The sequence below is a fragment of the Pseudomonas sp. ICBG1301 genome, assembly GCF_016918385.1.
Lineage (GTDB): Bacteria > Pseudomonadota > Gammaproteobacteria > Pseudomonadales > Pseudomonadaceae > Aquipseudomonas > Aquipseudomonas palleroniana.
The window spans coordinates 362,901-381,213 of the sequence record NZ_JAEKGB010000006.1; the positions used below are offsets into that span (position 1 = coordinate 362,901).

The 18,313-nt window shown below is 60.4% G+C and carries 18 protein-coding genes; 5 read left to right on the forward strand and 13 right to left on the reverse strand.

What is annotated here, in order from left to right; translation table 11 throughout:
• The first annotated feature begins 12 nt into the window (after positions 1–12).
• Together scpB and rluB are read left to right on the forward strand one after the other, a co-directional pair.
• Positions 13–921 (forward strand): SMC-Scp complex subunit ScpB, encoded by a 909-nt coding sequence (scpB, locus tag JBE38_RS16985; protein ID WP_060754152.1) that lies wholly within the window; start codon positions 13–15, stop codon positions 919–921.
• Between the two features lie 276 nt (positions 922–1,197).
• Entirely contained in the window at positions 1,198–2,409 is a 1,212-nt protein-coding gene (rluB, locus tag JBE38_RS16990; RefSeq protein WP_060754151.1) for a 23S rRNA pseudouridine(2605) synthase RluB, read from the forward strand.
• 554 nt (positions 2,410–2,963) lie between these two features.
• On the opposite strand, the gene JBE38_RS16995 is transcribed toward rluB, so the two are convergent.
• Together JBE38_RS16995 and JBE38_RS17000 are read right to left on the reverse strand one after the other, a co-directional pair.
• A complete protein-coding gene (locus tag JBE38_RS16995; protein ID WP_060754150.1) occupies positions 2,964–3,923 on the reverse strand; it encodes a hypothetical protein in 960 nt (319 codons plus the stop codon).
• 74 nt (positions 3,924–3,997) lie between these two features.
• Positions 3,998–4,135 (reverse strand): hypothetical protein, encoded by a 138-nt coding sequence (locus JBE38_RS17000; RefSeq protein WP_003175756.1) that lies wholly within the window; start codon positions 4,133–4,135, stop codon positions 3,998–4,000.
• Positions 4,136–4,782: 647 nt separating this feature from the next.
• On the opposite strand from JBE38_RS17000, the gene JBE38_RS17005 reads away from it, so the two are divergent.
• A complete protein-coding gene (locus JBE38_RS17005; RefSeq protein ID WP_060754149.1) occupies positions 4,783–6,210 on the forward strand; it encodes an amino acid permease in 1,428 nt (475 codons plus the stop codon).
• A gap of 74 nt (positions 6,211–6,284) precedes the next feature.
• On the opposite strand, the gene JBE38_RS17010 is transcribed toward JBE38_RS17005, so the two are convergent.
• Positions 6,285–6,824 carry a GNAT family N-acetyltransferase gene (locus JBE38_RS17010; RefSeq protein WP_205344714.1) on the reverse strand — a complete coding sequence of 180 codons (540 nt, stop codon included), beginning with the start codon at positions 6,822–6,824 and terminating at the stop codon, positions 6,285–6,287.
• A gap of 266 nt (positions 6,825–7,090) precedes the next feature.
• Here JBE38_RS17010 and arfB point away from each other — a divergent pair, with 266 nt between their 5' ends.
• Positions 7,091–7,504 (forward strand): alternative ribosome rescue aminoacyl-tRNA hydrolase ArfB, encoded by a 414-nt coding sequence (arfB, locus tag JBE38_RS17015; RefSeq protein ID WP_205344715.1) that lies wholly within the window; start codon positions 7,091–7,093, stop codon positions 7,502–7,504.
• Here the strand turns inward: arfB and JBE38_RS17020 are convergent.
• From JBE38_RS17020 to JBE38_RS17030, 3 genes are all read right to left on the reverse strand, one after another.
• The gene (locus JBE38_RS17020) at positions 7,501–8,697 is read right to left on the reverse strand and encodes an MFS transporter (protein WP_060754146.1); all 1,197 of its coding nucleotides are present in this window, start codon (positions 8,695–8,697) and stop codon (positions 7,501–7,503) included. The genes arfB and JBE38_RS17020 overlap by 4 nt on opposite strands.
• A 104-nt stretch (positions 8,698–8,801) precedes the next feature.
• Complete coding sequence (locus JBE38_RS17025; RefSeq protein WP_090368921.1) at positions 8,802–8,984, reverse strand: hypothetical protein; 183 nt, start codon at positions 8,982–8,984, stop codon at positions 8,802–8,804.
• A gap of 349 nt (positions 8,985–9,333) precedes the next feature.
• On the reverse strand, positions 9,334–9,645 hold the full coding sequence (locus tag JBE38_RS17030; protein ID WP_060754144.1) for a DUF962 domain-containing protein: 312 nt from the start codon (positions 9,643–9,645) through the stop codon (positions 9,334–9,336).
• A gap of 161 nt (positions 9,646–9,806) precedes the next feature.
• On the opposite strand from JBE38_RS17030, the gene JBE38_RS17035 reads away from it, so the two are divergent.
• On the forward strand, positions 9,807–10,865 hold the full coding sequence (locus tag JBE38_RS17035; RefSeq protein WP_205344716.1) for an AraC family transcriptional regulator: 1,059 nt from the start codon (positions 9,807–9,809) through the stop codon (positions 10,863–10,865).
• On the opposite strand, the gene JBE38_RS17040 is transcribed toward JBE38_RS17035, so the two are convergent.
• The 7 genes from JBE38_RS17040 to JBE38_RS17070 all read right to left on the reverse strand — a co-directional run bounded on the left by JBE38_RS17040 (position 10,822) and on the right by JBE38_RS17070 (position 18,248).
• Positions 10,822–12,276 carry a TrkH family potassium uptake protein gene (locus tag JBE38_RS17040; RefSeq protein ID WP_060754142.1) on the reverse strand — a complete coding sequence of 485 codons (1,455 nt, stop codon included), beginning with the start codon at positions 12,274–12,276 and terminating at the stop codon, positions 10,822–10,824. The two genes, JBE38_RS17035 and JBE38_RS17040, sit on opposite strands and share 44 nt — an antisense overlap.
• A 183-nt stretch (positions 12,277–12,459) precedes the next feature.
• Positions 12,460–13,797, reverse strand: a complete 1,338-nt coding sequence (locus tag JBE38_RS17045; RefSeq protein WP_060754141.1) for an imelysin family protein — start codon at positions 13,795–13,797, stop codon at positions 12,460–12,462.
• Positions 13,798–13,923: 126 nt separating this feature from the next.
• Positions 13,924–15,975, reverse strand: a complete 2,052-nt coding sequence (locus JBE38_RS17050; protein WP_205344717.1) for a putative bifunctional diguanylate cyclase/phosphodiesterase — start codon at positions 15,973–15,975, stop codon at positions 13,924–13,926.
• Between the two features lie 159 nt (positions 15,976–16,134).
• A complete protein-coding gene (locus tag JBE38_RS17055; RefSeq protein ID WP_198760669.1) occupies positions 16,135–16,338 on the reverse strand; it encodes a hypothetical protein in 204 nt (67 codons plus the stop codon).
• Positions 16,339–16,466: 128 nt separating this feature from the next.
• Positions 16,467–17,063 (reverse strand): superoxide dismutase, encoded by a 597-nt coding sequence (locus JBE38_RS17060; RefSeq protein ID WP_003212997.1) that lies wholly within the window; start codon positions 17,061–17,063, stop codon positions 16,467–16,469.
• Between the two features lie 178 nt (positions 17,064–17,241).
• Positions 17,242–17,841 (reverse strand): LysE/ArgO family amino acid transporter, encoded by a 600-nt coding sequence (locus JBE38_RS17065; RefSeq protein ID WP_060754138.1) that lies wholly within the window; start codon positions 17,839–17,841, stop codon positions 17,242–17,244.
• Between the two features lie 5 nt (positions 17,842–17,846).
• Complete coding sequence (locus tag JBE38_RS17070) at positions 17,847–18,248, reverse strand: ACT domain-containing protein (RefSeq protein ID WP_090368929.1); 402 nt, start codon at positions 18,246–18,248, stop codon at positions 17,847–17,849.
• Positions 18,249–18,313: the final 65 nt, after the last annotated feature.

Consider the following 18,313-nt stretch of genomic DNA (forward strand, 5'->3'; position numbering starts at 1 on the left):
AGAGCTGAATCGATGAATCTGACTGAACCCCGCGAACTGGCGCCGCTGCTGGAAGCCTTTCTCCTGGCCTCGGGCAAGCCGCAATCCCTGGAACGTCTGTTCGAATTGTTTGAAGAAGCCGAGCGCCCCGAGCCGCCCGTATTCAAGAAGGCGCTGGAGATTCTGCGCAAGTCCTGCGAGGGCCGTGCCTTTGAGCTGCTGGAAGTGGCTTCGGGTTATCGCCTGCAGATCCGTGAGAAATTTTCCCCATGGGTCGGCCGCTTGTGGGAGGAACGCCCGCAGCGGTATTCGCGGGCCATGCTGGAGACCATGGCACTGATCGCCTATCGCCAGCCGATCACGCGGGGCGAGATCGAGGATGTGCGGGGCGTGGCGGTCAACAGCCATATCGTCAAGACGTTGCTTGAGCGCGAGTGGATTCGCATCGTCGGTTACCGGGACGTACCCGGTAAGCCGGCGATGTTCGCGACCACCAAGATGTTTCTCGACCACTTCAACCTGAAAAATCTCGACGACTTGCCGCCCTTGGCCGAACTGCGCGAGATGGAGGCCGAGCCGGTGCTCGACTTCGACGACGCCCCGGTTCCCGCCGGCCTGCAGGAGTTGGCGGACGCCACGGCCGAGCCGGAAGAGCCGAAGGACGAAACCAGTTTCCATACGTTGTTGCTGGAACTGGACGACATGGAACAGGGCATCAAGACGGACTTCGACGATTTGCTGCGCGAGGATGCCGTCCAGGAACAGGTTGAGCCAGAGCCGGAACCCATGCCTGAGGAAGACATCCTCGGCGTTGCCCAGGCCCGGGAAAAACTCCTGGCCGCCGTCGCTGCCCTCGAACAACCGCCGCTGAGCGACGAAGAGGACGAAGCCCGAGCCCTGGCCGAAGCCATCGAGGCCGAGCGACGCCAGTTCGAAGACTGACTCAAAAACCTTATGTGGGAGGGGGCTTGCTCCCGATAGCGGTGGCTCAGTCAAGGAGATTGAGACTGACACATCGCAATCGGGAGCAAGCCCCCTCCCACAATCCTCACCGGTCGGCGGAAAAGTGAATGACTTGGCGCTAATCGACTACTCTGTGGTGCGCAACACGCGCCATGCGCGTATGATTCGCGACCCTTTGCCGACCTATTCGGCCAAAGCCCCGCTTTCAACACTCTTCAGGCCGCGCCTGAATCGACCCACCGGGAGGTGCTTAAGATGAACGACAAAGACCAGAACGACAGCCAGGAAATCGGCCCAGCAGGCGAAAAACTGCAAAAGGTGCTGGCGCGTATCGGCGTGGGCTCGCGCCGCGACGTTGAAGCCTGGATCACCCAGAAGCGCATCAAGGTCAACGGCGTCGAGGCCACTCTCGGCCAGCGCGTGGATCTGCACGATGCAATCACCATTGATGGCAAGGTCATCAAGCGTGAAGAGGCCGCCGAGTCGGTGCGCCGCGTGATCATGTACAACAAGCCCGATGGCGAGATCTGCACCCGTGACGACCCGGAAGGCCGTCCGACTGTGTTCGACAAGATGCCCAAGCCGAAGGAAGGCCGTTGGATCAACATCGGTCGCCTGGACATCAACACCACCGGTTTGCTGATGTTCACCACCGACGGTGAGCTGGCCAACCGCCTGATGCACCCGTCCTACGAGATGGATCGTGAATACGCGGTGCGTGTACGCGGTGAAGTCGATGACGAGATGATTGAACGTCTCAAGGCGGGCGTGGTGCTGGAAGACGGTCCGGCCAAGTTCACCGACATCAAGCAGGCGCCAGGTGGCGAAGGTTTCAACCACTGGTACCACTGCGTGGTGATGGAAGGTCGTAACCGTGAAGTGCGTCGCCTGTGGGAATCCCAGGGCCTGGTGGTCAGTCGCCTGAAGCGCGTGCGCTTCGGCCCGGTGTTCTTGAACTCCGACCTGCCGATGGGGCGCTGGCGTGAAATGAGCCAGTACGAAGTCGACATCCTCAGTGCCGAAGTCGGCCTGACGCCAGTGGCGATGCCACAGATGAACGCCAAGAGCAAAGACAAGCTCGAGCGCATGCAGCGTAAATCGTCGCGCCCTGTGGCCCGTACCGAACGCGTGGCCCGGACCCTGCGCCCGGCACTCAATGCGCCGGCAACCGGTGGTCGTATTTCCCGTGAGCCGCACATCGAAGGCGAGCGTCGCCCAACCGCGCCATCGCGTCAGGAAGGTGAACGTGCACCACGCGCGCCGCGTCCGGCTCCGGCCGGTGGTCGCAGCAACCGTGGTGAAGCGGATCGCCCCGCTGACAGCGCCAACACCAAGCGTCCGTCCAAGCCGGCGGCAAACAAGCGCCCCGGCCCTAAACTGGTTGCCGACGAGCCGTCGGGCAAGCGCCGTGGCGCACCGGCCGGTTCGGGTCAGCGCCCGGGTTTTGGTCGCAAGAAGCCGCAGTAAGGTAAGTGCTGCACAAAAACGCCAACCCTAGGGGTTGGCGTTTTTTTTGCCTTGGAATCAGGTCAAAAAGTGTGGGAGGGGGCTTGCTCCCGATAGCGGTGCGCCAGGCACCATCTTCATAAGCAGACCCACTGCCATCGGGAGCAAGCCCCCTCCCACAGTTGATCTCTGTGGAGGTTGAAGTCGGTGTTCAGAAGGCAAAAGCGCCGTCAAGTGATGGCTACCTTTTTGCCTTGGAATCAGGTCAAAAAGTGTGGGAGGGGGCTTGCTCCCGATAGCGGTGTGCCAGGCACCATCTTCATAAGCAGACCCACTGCCATCGGGAGCAAGCCCCCTCCCACAGTTGATCTCTGTGGAGGTTGAAGTCAGTGTTCAGAAGGCAAAAGCGCCGTCAACTGATGGCTACCTTCTTGCCTTGGAATCAGGTCAAAAAGTGTGGGAGGGGGCTTGCTCCCGATAGCGGTGTGCCAGGCACCACCCCCATAAACTGACCCACTGCCATCGGGAGCAAGCCCCCTTCCACAGTTGATCTCTGTGGAGGTTGAAGTCAGTGTTCAGAAGGCGAAGGCGCCGTCAAACACCGGCTTGTCATCCAGCGCCAGCACCCCGCTGGCGAAGATCAGATCCAGGTGATGGCTGCCTTTCTGCCCGCCGCCCAAGCCCAGGTGCAAGCCGCAATGGCGCTCTTCGAAGCCGGCGTTGCGCGCATACAGATCCTTGACCCCTTCATTGGTGCCAATTCCCAGCTCCTCCACACGGCGGTTGGACGGGTTGGCGTTCAGGTATTTGTTGAAGTCATCCGCCAGCCCGGGCACGTCACTGGCCACGCTGCAAACGGTCGAGTTTTCGATCCATAGCTCCAACGGCGATTGCAGAACGCCATATTTGCGCGCAAAGGGGATGGTGCTGAGGAAGGTGCCGACAAAGCGCACCTGGCCATTGATGGCCTCGCTGTGGGTGGCGATTTCGCCGGGGGCCAGGTCGTGGTTGCCCACGCCGTTGATATTGGTCCACTTCTTGATGCTGCTCAGCGGCGCCTCCAGGCGTGAGCCGTGTTTGTCGGTAAAGCTCAACACGCGGGCATCGGACATGCGCCGGATCAGCGTGGCGTTGAGGTCGGCGATGCGCTGGGGCTCGACGCTGAAAGTGTCGTAGAAGTAGTCGCCATAATCCTTGAACAACAGGGATTTCTTCCAGTGCTCGGCCATCACGCCTTGCAGGGCGCGGATAAAGTCCGGGCCTTCGGCGCGTGGGTTAGGCAGAGTCGAAGAGTCGTAGAGAAACAGGTAGAGGTCACAGGCCTCGATGGCTTGGGCCAGGGCTTCGCTGGGCGCCAGGTCCAGGCGCTGTACCTGGAAGTTGAAGCGCGCGGCGCTGCCTTGGATGATTGCCTGGGCGATGGCGTCGTAGCGGTCGGTATGGCCGAGCAGCACGGTCGGGCGGTTCAGGCCGTTCAGGGCCGGATGATGAGCGAGGTAGTAGAGAAAGTGTTCGACGGCGCGGGCCTTGTCCATGACGTACGTCCTTTGATGCCTTGGGTAAGGGGGGCAGGTGCCGTGCACAGCACCTGCCGGATGCCTGCCGTTTCTTAGAAAGGCCACATCGCAGTGCCGAACGGCACCACGGCATCGGCTTGCATCATTTCAACGGCGGCCTCATGGGTCGGCGCTTCAAACCAATCGTCGAGTTGCAGTTCGGTTTCCAGGTCGTTTTCCAGTGCTTGCATGGTGTATCTCCTAGAGGACGTTGTTTGAGAACGGGCATGCCAGCGGGCTTCGCTGGGCAAGTTCAAGAACCTAGGCGAGAGCGTTTCAGAATGCAAAAAATTTATTGACACGGTCTCATTTGAATTTTTTGTTCTGTTTTTTCGGCGTTGATTTTTTTTCTGAAAAAACAGCAGGCTGGCTGAACCGATTGATCAGGTTTTTCCTACCGACAATTTTCCGTTAGATGACAGATTGAGCTGCCTGTAACGCTGGTTTTACGGGTTGTAACGACATATTTACAGGTTATGCCGGGTATTGGGGGGCATGGGCTGGCCGTAAGGAATCTCTGACAGATTGTCGCGGTCGCTTGCAGAGGTCGGCCTCAAGCTGTCGAGCGGTGTACAATGCGCCGCGTTTTACTGTGACTCCCTTGCGTACCCACGCCAAAGGCCAAGACCTCAGGGTTATCACCCCTGATCACTCCGCCCGGCCACGAGCCGGACGGGTTCGATTTCGTCACAGATAAAAACAAACAGGTGACGCATGACCGTTAGAAAGACGCTGTACTCCTGGTGCCTGCGCTGGGGTTTGAGCGGCGCTGCTTGAGTCGAGATTCAAGACAGCAACGTGCATTCAACATCATCAAACCTTGCGTGAGACCCTTTTCATGAGTGGACCCCATTCTTCTTCAGGCGAGCTGAAACGCGGCCTGAAAAATCGGCATATCCAGTTGATCGCCCTCGGGGGCGCCATCGGCACCGGCCTGTTCCTGGGCTCGGCCGGGGTGCTCAAGTCCGCCGGCCCATCGATGATCCTGGGTTATGCCATCTGTGGCTTCATCGCCTTCATGATCATGCGCCAGCTCGGCGAAATGATCGTCGAAGAGCCGGTTGCCGGCTCCTTCAGCCACTTCGCCCACAAGTACTGGGGCGGTTTCGCCGGCTTCCTGTCGGGCTGGAACTGCTGGATTCTGTACATTCTGGTGGGCATGTCGGAGCTGACCGCTGTCGGCAAATACGTGCACTACTGGTGGCCGGAGATCCCGACCTGGGTCTCGGCGGCGGTGTTTTTTGTGCTGATCAACCTGATCAACCTGGCGAACGTCAAAGTCTTTGGTGAAGCGGAGTTCTGGTTCGCCATCATCAAGGTCGTGGCCATTGTCGGCATGATCGCCCTGGGCAGCTACCTGCTGGTCAGCGGCAACGGCGGCCCGCAAGCCTCGGTCAGCAACCTGTGGGATCACGGTGGCTTTTTCCCCAGCGGCGTGAGCGGCCTGGTGATGGCCATGGCGATCATCATGTTCTCGTTCGGCGGCCTGGAAATGCTCGGCTTTACCGCCGCCGAAGCCGACAAACCACGCACGGTGATCCCCAAGGCGATCAACCAGGTGATCTACCGCATCCTGATTTTCTACATCGGTGCCTTGGTGGTGCTGTTGTCGCTGACGCCCTGGGACAGCCTGCTGGCGACCCTCAATGCCTCCGGCGATGCCTACAGCGGCAGCCCATTCGTGCAAGTGTTCTCGATGCTGGGCAGCAATACCGCCGCGCACATCCTCAACTTCGTGGTGTTGACCGCAGCGCTGTCGGTGTACAACAGCGGCACCTACTGCAACAGCCGCATGCTGCTAGGCATGGCCGAGCAGGGCGATGCGCCACGGGCTTTGGCGAAGATCGACAAGCGCGGCGTGCCGGTGCGTTCGATCCTCGCTTCAGCGGCGATCACCCTGGTGGCGGTACTGATGAACTACCTGATCCCGCAACATGCGCTGGAACTGCTGATGTCCCTGGTAGTGGCCACCTTGGTGATCAACTGGGCGATGATCAGTTACTCCCACTTCAAGTTCCGCCAACACATGAACCGCACCGGCCAGGTGCCATTGTTCAAGGCGCTGTGGTACCCGTACGGCAACTACCTCTGCCTGGCGTTTGTGGCGTTTATCCTGGTGATCATGTTGATGACTCCCGGCATCCAGGTGTCGGTGTATGCGATCCCGGTATGGGTGGCGTTCATGGCGGCGTGCTACGCCATCAAGCACAAACGCAGTGCACAGCAGGCGCTGGACGCGACAGTATCGGTGTCCGTGGCGAAGTAAGCGCAAGGTGTGATCAAGCAAACCCGGCCATGTGCCGGGTTTGTTGTTTAAGGGGGTGACTGACAATCAGCGCGTTAGCCCAGGCTGACCGTGGGGCTTGTCAGGCGACGGCCCATGACAACCATGCCGATTTCAGCCAGATCGGTTTTGAAAGGGATTTCACCGATTTCCTGGAAACCGGAACCTTCATAGAAGCGGCGCGCATTCGAGTTGGTCTTGAGTACGTCGAGCCAGAGCAAGCGTGCGCCGCGCTCTATCGCTCGGTTGCAAATAAAGCTCAGCAGCTGTTTCCCATACCCTCGTCCTGCTTCGGATTGGAGGAAGTAGATTTTTTGCAGTTCTGCGCCCACCTCGCCAGTCAACGGCGCAGGTGTTGACCAGTTGACTTTGGAAAAGCCTACGACCTTACCGCTGTCGTCTGAGGCAATAAGCCACAAATGACTCGCGCCGGATTCGAGTGATTGGCCGAGTGCGCTCGGTGAGAAGTCTTGATTGAGAAAATCCTGCATGCCGGCAGGCGACCAGATGCTTGAAAAATGCTCTCGGTAGGTCGCACAGCCGACTTCCCGTAGCGCGTCGAGGTCGGCTTTAGTTGCTTCACGAATGTTGATCATGCGTCTCCCTGATTGATTCGCACGGAGCGCCACATTGATGCTCCTTGCGTCCCAGTTTTCCTTGGATGCCAACGGCCCGCCTGTATTTGGCGCTGTCGACATCAAAACAGAGTTTAAGCGCCAGGCCAATTGTTCGGGCGGCTTTCCCGTTTTGCCTGAAAAACCACGTTGTGGAGTGAAATACTGAGACAATCAAAGAACGCCTGAGCCCAAATGATCAAACAGGGTTTATGGCGATCGAGAGTTTTCGCAATCATGAGAATGCAATGCTGAAGGTTTCCAACACCGTCCACCTGCCCGACTCCGAGATCGAGCTGACTGCCATTCGCGCCCAAGGCGCCGGCGGGCAGAACGTCAACAAGGTGTCGAGCGCGGTGCACCTGCGCTTTGATATTCCGGCCTCGTCCTTGCCGGAGTTTTACAAGGAGCGCTTGCTGGCGCTGCGTGACAGCCGCATCACCAGCGAAGGTGTACTGGTGCTCAAGGCCCAGCAATACCGGACTCAGGAACAGAACCGCGCGGATGCGCTGGAGCGTCTGGTGGAGCTGATTCTCAGCGCCACCAAGGTCGAGAAGAAGCGCCGTCCGACCAAGCCTACGCTGGGCTCCAAGAAGCGCAGGCTGGAATCCAAGACCAAGCGCGGCAGTATCAAGGCCGGGCGCGGCAAGGTCGACTTCTAGGCGTCCCGTGTCTCGCGGGCCTTGGGCGCCTGGCGGTACAGGTACACACTCAGCAGCAAGCCACCTGCGGCTGCGAGGGCGGCGAACAGGAAGATCGACGCAAAGCCGAAGCCTGATGCCACCGCCCCGGCGAGCGGGCCGGTGATGCCCAGCGACAAGTCGATAAACAGCGAATACGCCCCCACCGCCGCGCCGCGGCTGGACGCGGGCACCAAGTTGACGGCCTCCACACCCAACGCCGGAAACACCAGGGAAAAGCCGAAGCCGCTCAACGCCGCCCCCGCCAGGGCCAGGTGGGCATTCGGTGCGAGCCACAGTAACAGCAGGCCGAGGACTTCCACCGACAGGCAGGCAATCGCCACGCGAAAACCGCCGATACGGTTGATCAGGTTACCGAACAGCAGGCGAGCTCCGATAAAGCTGGCGCCGAACAGGCTCAAGGCCCACACCGCGTTATCCCAGTGCTGCGTGGTGTAATACAGGGTGATGAAGGTGGCGATGGTGCCAAAGCCGATCGAGCCCAACGCTAATGCGCAGCCGTGAGGTAGTACGCGGCCCAGCACATTCATGAACGGCAGGCGCACACCGGCCACGATCGGTGCGGCTTCCTTGTTCCAGGCCAGCAGCACGCCCAGCACCGCCAGCAACACGATGCTGACACCCATGCTCCACAGCCCGAACTGGCTGACCAGCAACACCCCCAGCGGCGCGCCGACGGCCAGCGCGCCGTAACTGGCGATGCCGTTCCATGAAATGACCTTGGCCGTATTTGCGGCGCCGACCCGGCCGATGCCCCAGCCGATCGCACCCGACCCGACCAGGCTTTCCGCGCTGCCCAGCACCAGTCGGCCGATCAGCAGGCTGCCCAGGCTCACGGCCGGCAGGCTGGAGAACCAGGCGGCCAGCAACATGAACACGCCGCTCAGCCCGCAGCCGACCAGGCCGATCAGCACGGCGCGCTTGCTGCCCAGGTTGTCGATGATCTTGCCGGCGTACGGGCGGCTCAACAGGGTGGCTAGGTATTGCACGCTGATCACCAAACCAGCGATGACCGCGCCATAGCCCAACTGACTATGCACATAGCCCGGCAACACGGCCAGGGGGATGCCGATATTCAGGTAACCGATAAAGGTGAACAGCACGATGGAAACGACTTGCAGCGTGACCGCCATGGGGCGCTGGGTATCTGGCATGAGAGGGATCCACTGTCGCAGCAGGTAAAGATAGGCTGCTAATGATACCTGTCGCTGGGGGCGGGCAGGGCGGCTAATCTCAAAAAGGCTGGATCAAGCCCCCATCAGGATTTAGCGGGCGCCAGTAACTGCGTGGTGACCAGGGCCGCCAAGGCGTTTTCCTGGGTGCCGAAACGCTTGAGCAGCACGGCTTGTTTTTCGGGGCTGAGGCGGTTCCAGACTTCGACCATCTGCAAGGCAGCGTCGAGTACGGCGGCGTCGGGGGAAGCAGGGAGGGTATCGGTCATAGCGGGTATCTCGGGTGATGCAGGCCGTGTGGAAAGCGCTTCAACGTTGCGCTTTCCATACGGTCTGGTACGGCTTCAGCCTTGGCGTTTGCTGTCGGCTGGTTTTGCTTGTTGGGTCTCAGGCTGTTTGTTGCTGGCCTGCTGCGGTGTTGGCTGCTCAGTCGGGTGCAGGCTTGGGAAGGGGAGATTAGGGATCTCGTGCATGTGGGTCGCTCCTCGCAAGGTCTGTTTTCAATCGCAGGTAATTGCGCGCTCTCAAAAAGCCTTGGCAGGATACAGCACTGAAAATGACAAAAAGATTTTAATGTCGTTGGATGCATGAACTTTCATCGTCCAGACGGTCGCGTGGTCAGAACGGCACCTTGCCCAGAATCATGTCGCGGTACATGACGAAGTCGCCCAACAGGCTGTAAAACGGGTGTTGAAAGGTTGCCGGGCGGTTCTTTTCGAAGAAGAAGTGGCCGATCCACGCAAAGCTGTAGCCGGCGACGGGCAAGGCCAGCAGCAGGCCCAGCGAACCGCGGCCGATGGCATAGGCCAGAATCCCGATCACCAGGGTGGTGCCGATAAAATGCAGGCGACGGCAGGTGCTGTTGCCGTGCTCGCGCAGGTAGTAAGGGTAGAACTCGGCAAAACTGTTGAATTGCTTGACGTTTTCCATGCTGGTCGGGCCTTTGACGGTGATGCCGCTCGGCAGATGTTCGGTGGGTAGCTTATTTGAGTCTAGAGTGATCAGTGGTAACAGCCAGTGACAATAGATGCCACTTTAGTATCCTTGGCTTGCTGGTTGCCGGATAAGCCTGCTTTCTAGAAGACGACGCCATGAGTGAACGAACCACTTCTGCAAGCTGGGCGATGGGTATAGTCAAGGCGTTGGAAATGGACGGCCTGGATTGCCGTGCGTTATTCAAGCAGTTGGGCCTGGATTACAGCGCTCTCAGTGACCCTGATGCACGCTTTACGCAAGACTCCATGACCCGCCTCTGGCAGCGGGCCGTGGAGTTGTCGGGCAACCCGGCCATCGGCCTGAATATGGGCAAGGTGGTGCGCCCGGCGTCGTTTCATGTGGCCGGTTATGCGCTGATGTCCAGCAACACGCTGGCTGAAGGCTTCATGCGCCTGGTGCGTTACCAGCGCATCATCGCCGAAAGCGCCGACCTGAGCTTTCGGCTGTTGTCCGAAGGTTATGCACTGATTCTGACCGTGCACGGTGATCATCTGCCGCCCACCCGGCAGAGCGCCGAAGCTTCGCTGGCCTGTGCGTTGGCGCTGTGCGGCTGGCTGAGCGGCCGCACCCTGCAACCGCGCAAAGTCATGTTGCAAGGCGACCAGCCAGTGGACCTGGCGCCCTACAAGCAAGCGTTTCATGCGCCCTTGGAGTTCAATGCGCCCTACGACGCGCTGATTTTCGAGCGTGCCGATATGGATGCACCGTTGCCTACGGCCAACGAGGCGATGGCGCTGCTGCACGATCGGTTTGCCGGTGAGTACCTGGCGCGCTTTTCCGAGAGCCGCGTGACCCATAATGCCCGCCAGGTGCTGTGCCGCCTGTTGCCCCAGGGCGAGCCCAAGCGTGAAGCGGTGGCCCAGACCCTGCACCTCTCGCAACGCACCTTGCAGCGCCGTCTGCAGGAGGAGGGCACCAGTTTCCAGACGTTGCTCGACGACACCCGTCGTGAACTGGCCGAGCAATACCTGGCGCAGCCCAGCATGACCCTGTTGGAAATTGCCTACCTGCTGGGGTTTGCCGACCCGAGCAATTTCTTTCGCGCATTCCGGCGCTGGTTCGACGCCACGCCCGGCGAATACCGTACGCGTCTGCTGCAGACGTCACAGGTCAGTGACGCCAGAACGCCGGGATACACAATACAAACACCGTAATAATCTCCAGCCGTCCCAGCAGCATGCCGAACGACAGGATCCACTTGGCCGCATCGGGCAAGCTGGCGAAGTTGCCGGCCGGGCCGATGGTTTCACCCAGGCCCGGGCCGACGCCCGATACCGTGCTCGCCGCGCCGGTCAATGCGGTCATCCAGTCCAGGCCCAGCAGCGACAGGGCCAGGGCGATGGCACAGATGGTAATGGCGAAGAAAAACGAGAACGTCAGAATCGAACGCACGATTTCTTCGTCGAGGCGATGGCCGTTGTACTTCTGCTTGATCACCGCCCGCGGGTGAATCAGTTGGTTCAAGTTGGCCTTGAGCAGGATGTAGGCGACCTGGAAACGGAAGATCTTGATCCCGCCGGCCGTGGAGCCCGAGCAGCCGCCGATAAAACCCAGGTAGAAGAACAACATCAGTGAGAAGTTGCCCCAGATGCTGTAGTCCCCCAACGCAAAGCCGGTGGTGGTGACCACCGAGGTGACGTTCACCGCCACATGGCGCAGTGCATCCAACCAATGTAAATCGGTGGTCCACCAATACCAGGTACCCAGCACCAGCCATGTCACGACCAGCAACGCCAGCAAGCCCTGCACCTGCTGGTCCTTGATCAGCGCTCGCCGGTTGCCACGCAAGGTGGCCACGTACAGGGTGAACGGCAAGCTGCCGAGGATCATTACCGCCACGGCAACCCAGTGCACCGCCGGTTGTTTCCAGTGCGCCAGGGATTCGTCGGAGGTGGAGAACCCACCGGTCGAAATCGCCGACATCGCATGGTTGATCGCGTCGAACAAGCCCATTCCCGCCCACCAGAACGCCAGGCTGCCGAGGATGGTGATCCCGACGTAAGTGGCCACGATGAGCCGCGCCACCATGTGCGAGCGCGGCATGACCTTCTCCGAGCGGTCAGAGGATTCGGTCTGGAACAGGCGCATGCCACCAATGCGCAGCAGCGGCAGAATCGCCACCGCCATGCCGATAAAGCCGATGCCGCCCAGCCAGTGCAGCAGCGAGCGCCACATCAATATGCCTGGGGACATGCTGTCCAGGCCGCTCAGCACGGTGGAACCGGTGGCGGTGATGCCGGACATGCTTTCAAAAAACGAGTCGGTGTAACTGATGTGCTGGGTCAGCAGAAACGGCAACGCGGCGAAGATGCACACCACCAGCCAGCTGCTGACCGTCAGCAGGTACATGTCCCGAGGGCGCAGGTGGACGTGTTCGGGGCGGCCAGGGATGACCAGGGCCAGGCCCGCGAGAAATGTGATCAGGCTGGCCCACAGGAACGAGGGCAGGTCGCTGGTGCGTTCGAAGATCACCAGGGTCGCCATCGGGACGACCATGGCGATCGCAAGGGTGATCAGGAAGATGCCGATGATGAAACCGATGATGCGTAGGGTCGGCAACGCCATGAAGAAAGCTCGGATGTGGGAGTGGCGCCATTCTACCCATGGTGCGAGTCTTGTAAACCGAGGGGGCCAGGGCGACCCGGGTCAAAATGTGGGAGCAAGCCCCCTCCCACAAGGGATTTGTGGTGGTAGATAGGGCGTATGAAAAAGGCGACCCGAAGGTCGCCTTGTTCAATGCGGCTCGGATCAGAACTCGTGATCCGCGTTATCCGGGTTCAGGTCGCTGATGCCCAGCTTGCCGGCGGCGGTTTCGATCGCGCCGGTCTGCTTGACCAGCGCGGCAATCGCGTCACGCACGATCTGGTTGCCTTTGTCATTGCCGGCGGCGATCAGTTGGTCGTAGTGCTCACCGTTGTTGGCGTGATCGACCATGACTTGGATCTTCGCTTCAGTGGCAGCCAGGTCAGCCTTCAGCGCAGCGTCGGCCGCCGGGTCAACCTTGGCCACCAGCGACGACAGGCTGGCGCCGGTCATTTGGGTGCCGTCGGTGCGGGTGTACTCGCCCAGGTAGACGTTGCGGATGCCTTTGGCGTCGTAGAAGTGCGAGTTGTGGGTGTTGTCGCTGAAGCAATCCTGCTCGTCTTCCGGCGAGTTGGCTTCCAGGGAGACTTTCATGCGCTCACCGGCCAGCTCACCCAAGGACAGGCTGCCCATGCCGAACAACATTTTACGCAGGCCGTCGGTGGCAGGTTCCGACTCCAGGGTGGCGCGGTAGTTGTCTTCGACGTTGGGCTTCCAGTTGCCGACCATTTCTTCCAGGTCGCTGACCAGCAATTGGGTCACGGCGCGCAGGTAGGTGCGACGACGCTCGTTGTGGCCGCCGGTGGCGCCGTCGCCGGTCATGTAGTCCGACGCCGGGCGGTTGCCCGCGCCTGGGCCGGTGCCGTTGAGGTCCTGGCCCCAGAGCAGGAATTCGATCGCGTGGTAGCCGGTGGCGACGTTGGCTTCGGACCCCCCCAGTTCATTGAGGCTGGCGAGTTTTTCCGGGGTGATGTCCTTCACGTCGACCTTGTCTTCGCCCACCTGGATCTGGGTGTTGGCGATGATGTTGGCGTTGGCGCCCGGGTTGCCCAGGGCGTGCTCGTAGGATTTGTCGACGTAGTCGATCAGTCCTTCATCGAGAGGCCAGGCGTTCACTTGGCCTTCCCAGTCGTCGATGATGGTGTTGCCGAAACGGAACACTTCGCTCTGCAGGTACGGCACACGGGCGGCAACCCAAGCGGCGCGGGCGGCTTTCAGGGTTTCGTCGTTCGGGTTGGCGAGGAAGGTGTCGATTGCGGTCTGCAGGGTTTTCGCGGTGGATTCGGCGTCGCTGTACACCGCGAACACCATGTCGGCGTAATGCGCGACCACGGCCTTGGCGGCTGCCTCGTCGACCTGGCCAGCCGGGGCCGCCGCAGGTGCGGTGCTGCTGGCGGCTGCGGGTGCTTGAGGCGCGGCCGCCTTGTCTTTACCTTCGCCGCAACCGGCGAGAGAAATGGCAAGGGCCAGCAGACTGGCGGTGGCCAGGGGCATACGAATCATGGCGAACATCCTGCTTCGGTTGGGGTTGGGGCACGCGAGGGCGCGCAAAACTGCGACATAATGCGAAAGATTTGCATTTTGTGTAAAGCGTTATACGCGGGAAATATTTGGTATTGCTTTGCACGGTCAAAGAATCGCCGCGTTATTGCGCTCGGATTGTTTCAAGTACACCGCCAACTCACGGGCCTGCAGGGGTTTGCTGTAGTAGTAACCCTGTCCCTCATGGCAGCCCTCGGCGATGATGTAGGCCTCTTGCTCGGCAGTTTCAACGCCCTCGGCAATTACCTGCATGCCCAGGCTTTTGCCCAACTGGATGATGGCGCGCACGATGGTGGCATCGTCGTCATCATCGAGCAGGTCCTGGACGAAGCTCTTGTCGATCTTCATTTTGTCCAAGGGCAGGCTTTTCAGGTAGCTCAGCGACGAATAGCCGGTACCGAAGTCATCGATGGCGATCAGCGCGCCGGAGCGTCGCAGGCTCAATAAGTGCTGGGCGGCGGTGCTGATGTCTTCCATCAGGCCGGTCTCGGTGACTTCCAGCTCCAGGCTACGGGGCGGCAAGCGGTAGATCTGCATCAGGTTGTTGACCACCCGCGGCAATTCGGTGTGGTGCAACTGCACGGTGGACAGGTTGACCGCCATGCGCAGCTCGGTGAAACCCAGGTCGTGCCATTCGCGCAACTGTCGGCATGCCTGGTCGAGTACCCACTCGCCAATCGGAATAATCGTACCGTTCTGTTCCGCCAAGGGGATAAACAGGTCGGGTGGTACCAGGCCGTGTTCCGGATGCTGCCAGCGGATCAGCGCTTCGACGCCGACCACGCGGTGGTCGCGGTAACTGATCTGGGGTTGGTACACCAAGTGGAATTGGTCCCGGCTCAGGGCATCGCGCAGGTCTTTTTCCAGTTCGCGGCGGCGGCGCATCTCGCTGTCGACGCTGGCGATGTAGAACTGATAGCGGTTGCGCGAGCGGCTCTTGGCCAGGGTCATCGTTTGTTCGGCTTTTTGCAGCAGCTTCTCAGTGCTGTCGCCGTCTTCCGGAAACAGCGTGATGCCGATGGTAGCGCGCAGGCGGATCTGATCCTGGTCGAGGGCGAATGCCTCCTCCAGGTCATCCAGGATGCTTTGTGCCAGCTCGGCGGCCTCGTAAGGCTGCTCGATATCGGCCTGAACCAGCGCGAACTGGTCGCCCCCCAGGCGGGCCAGGGCGCCGAGGCGGCCGCTGTGGGCACGCAGACGGTCGGCCAGTGCCAGCAGCAATTTGTCGCCGGCCTGGTAGGTAAACTGTTCGTTGACGCTCTTGAAGTCGTCCAGCCCGACGCACAGCACTGCCACACGGCGTTGTCGGCGGCCGGCGTCGATCAGGATCTTGTCCAACTGCTCCTGCAGCTTCTGCCGATTCGGCAGGCCGGTGAGAAAGTCGTACTGGGCCATGCGCAACAGGCTGGATTCGGCCTCATGGCGCAGGTGGGTATTGCGCTCGATGGATTCGAGCAGCTGGTTGGCCGTGTTGATCCACAACCCCAGCTCATTGCGTTCATGGCCCTTGAGTTGGGGGATTTTGTGTTCGCTGGGCCGGTCCGGGTTGATTGATGTCAGATGTTCGATAATCCGCGACAGCGGTTTGGTCAGCAGCCAGTGATACACCAGGTACAGCACCAGGCCCATGGCCAAGGCGCGCAGGACGCCGGACACAAAGATGATCACCGAGCTGACAATAAAGCCTTTGCCGTAGGTGGCCGTGTCCAGGGTGATGCTCAGGTCGCCGTAATATTCGCTGTAGGGGCCTTTGCCGACCAATGCGGTGGTGAAGGTGCGTTCCTGGCCCAGAATCAGGTCGGTCAGCCAGCGGGTGGGCGATTGCTGCAAGGCACGGCTTTTTTCCGCGAGCATGGTTTCGTTGGGATGGCCAATGGAGGCCATGCGCACGGCGTCGTCCTGAAACAGACCCTCGATGACCTGCATACCCATCTCGCGATCCAGGCTGTAGACGGCCTGGGTCGAGGGGTCGCGAAACATGTCGAGAATGCGTTGGGCATCGCCCGCCACGGCCTGGTGTGTCTTGTAGGCATCGAAAACGATCTGCGCCACGCTCAACGCCACGCCCACGATCAATGCCGACAACAGCACAACCCGTAGCAACTTCACCGACAAGCTGTTTTTGAGTTCCAGCTTCAAAGGGTCATTCCTTGTTCCATGCGGGTAGCCTCAATATGCCATGAGTATTGGCAATCTCGGGGTGGCAGTCAAAGGAACATTGGGGCAAAGCAGGTTTGAAGTCGGTCATCAGGTGATGCAGGGCGGATTTGCATCCGCCTGCAAGGGTCGCAGTCGGTATCAGAAGGTCAACGTGCGCTTTGTCGTTTCTTGAAGGCTCGAAAAATCCAGGGTTTTGTTTTGAGGCTCCAGCGCGTTGCCCAGCGCCTTGGCCAGTACATCGGCGAAGGGTTGGACAAGCGGGGTGACGGCGCTGGTGATATCTCCAGCGGCTTTGGCGACGTCGCCGATGAGGGGCAGCGCGGCGAGTGCTCCAATAGACATAGTTAATTCTCCGACAGGTATGAGAGGCGAATTCCTCTGCATGCCTGGGTGGCGTTGCCGGTTCGCTCAGTTCCGTCGCCCATGAAAAAGCCCGGCATTCGCCGGGCTTTTTCTACTGCAAGTGTTGCTTAGGCAGTGAAGGTCTTGCCTTCGAACTGCTCAGCCACGAACTTCCAGTTGACCAGGTTCCAGAACGCTTCCACATACTTTGGACGCACGTTGCGGTAGTCGATGTAGTAAGCGTGTTCCCACACGTCGCAGGTCAGCAGCGGGGTGTCGCCGCTGGTCAGCGGGTTGCCGGCGCCGATGGTGCTGGCCAGGGCCAGGGAACCGTCAGCCTTTTTCACCAGCCAGCCCCAACCGGAACCGAAGGTGCCGACGGAAGTCTTGGTGAACTCTTCCTTGAACTTGTCGAACGAACCGAACGCAGCGTTGATGGCTTCAGCCAGGGCGCCGGTCGGTTGGCCGCCGGCGTTTGGCGCCAGGCAGTTCCAGTAGAAGGTGTGGTTCCAGACCTGAGCGGCGTTGTTGAAGATGCCGCCCGAAGAGGATTTGACGATCTCTTCCAGGGTCTTGCCTTCGAACTCGGTGCCAGGCACCAGGTTGTTCAGGTTCACGACATAGGTGTTGTGGTGCTTGTCGTGGTGGTATTCCAAGGTTTCCTTGGAAATGTGCGGCTGCAGGGCATCGTGTGCGTACGGCAGCGGCGGCAATTCGAAAGCCATGATGATTCTCCTAATCAGGTCAGTTGCGGTGAGCGCAAGGCCGATCACGGGCGGCCAAACAAGCGCCGGGGAGTTTGAACTCTTTGCGGCGCAGGGTCCGGATCATAGCACCGGGGGTGTGGCAAAACCACGCAACAACTGTGTGGGATAGAGGTTCCAGAGCGTTTTGGAATATTCGTCAGGCGCTGATCAATTGATAGGCCACGCTGAACATCATCACCGCGACCAAAAGATCCAGCAGGCGCCAGGTTGCCGGGCGTGCCAACCAGGGCGCCAGCCACGCCGCGCCCAGCGCCAGGCTGGCGAACCACAGGAACGAGGCGCTGGCCGCACCGGCCACATAGGCGCCCGGTTCGGTTTGCTGAGCGCCCAGGGAGCCTATCAACAGCACGGTGTCCAGGTACACATGGGGGTTGAGCAGCGTTACCGCCAAGGCACTGAGCAATACAGCGCGCAGTGAGCGCGCCTTGAAGGCGTCGCCGTGTTCCAGGCTTTGCTTTGAAAACGCCCGACGTAACGCCGAGGTGCCATACCACAACAGGAACGCCGCGCCGCCCCAGCGGGCAATCGCCAGCAGCAGCGGGTTCTGGGCCAGCACCGTGGCCAGGCCGAACACCCCGGCGGCCACCAGGATGGCATCGCACACGATGCACAGGGCCGCCACCGGCAGGTGATGCTCACGGCGCAGGCTTTGCGCCAATACAAAGGCGTTCTGCGTGCCGATCGCCATGATCAGGCCAAGCGCCACCAGCAGTCCGTTCACATAACTTTGCCACATAAGGTTCACTCCGCGTCCGCTGCCAATTGCCGTAAAACCCCCAGCGCGCGCTCGGCGTCGGCGCGGCCGACAAACAGGTGGTCGTGGTAGTAGCCGGCGATCACGTTGCAACTGATGCCGGCCTTGCCCAGCGCACTGGCGAAAGCGGCGGTCAGGCCCACGGCTTCCAGGGCCGAATGCACGTTCAAGGTGATCCAGGCCGCGACATACTCGAAAGCCAAGCCGGCTTGTTGCGCTTGTTGGCGCTCGAGGATCAGGGTCAGGCCTTCCTGCTCGCGAAAGCTGCCGATGATCTCGCAGCCTTCGGGAATACGTCGGTCGGGCAGGGTGCAGAACACGTAGTCACCCTCATGCAACTGCGGGCTCATGCTGCGCAGCAAGGTTGCCAGGGCGGTTTCGCCAGCCATGTGAAGGTTCCTTTCGAACGTGAAGAGGTGAAATACGACGAAGCAATGCTGGTCATTTTCATCGG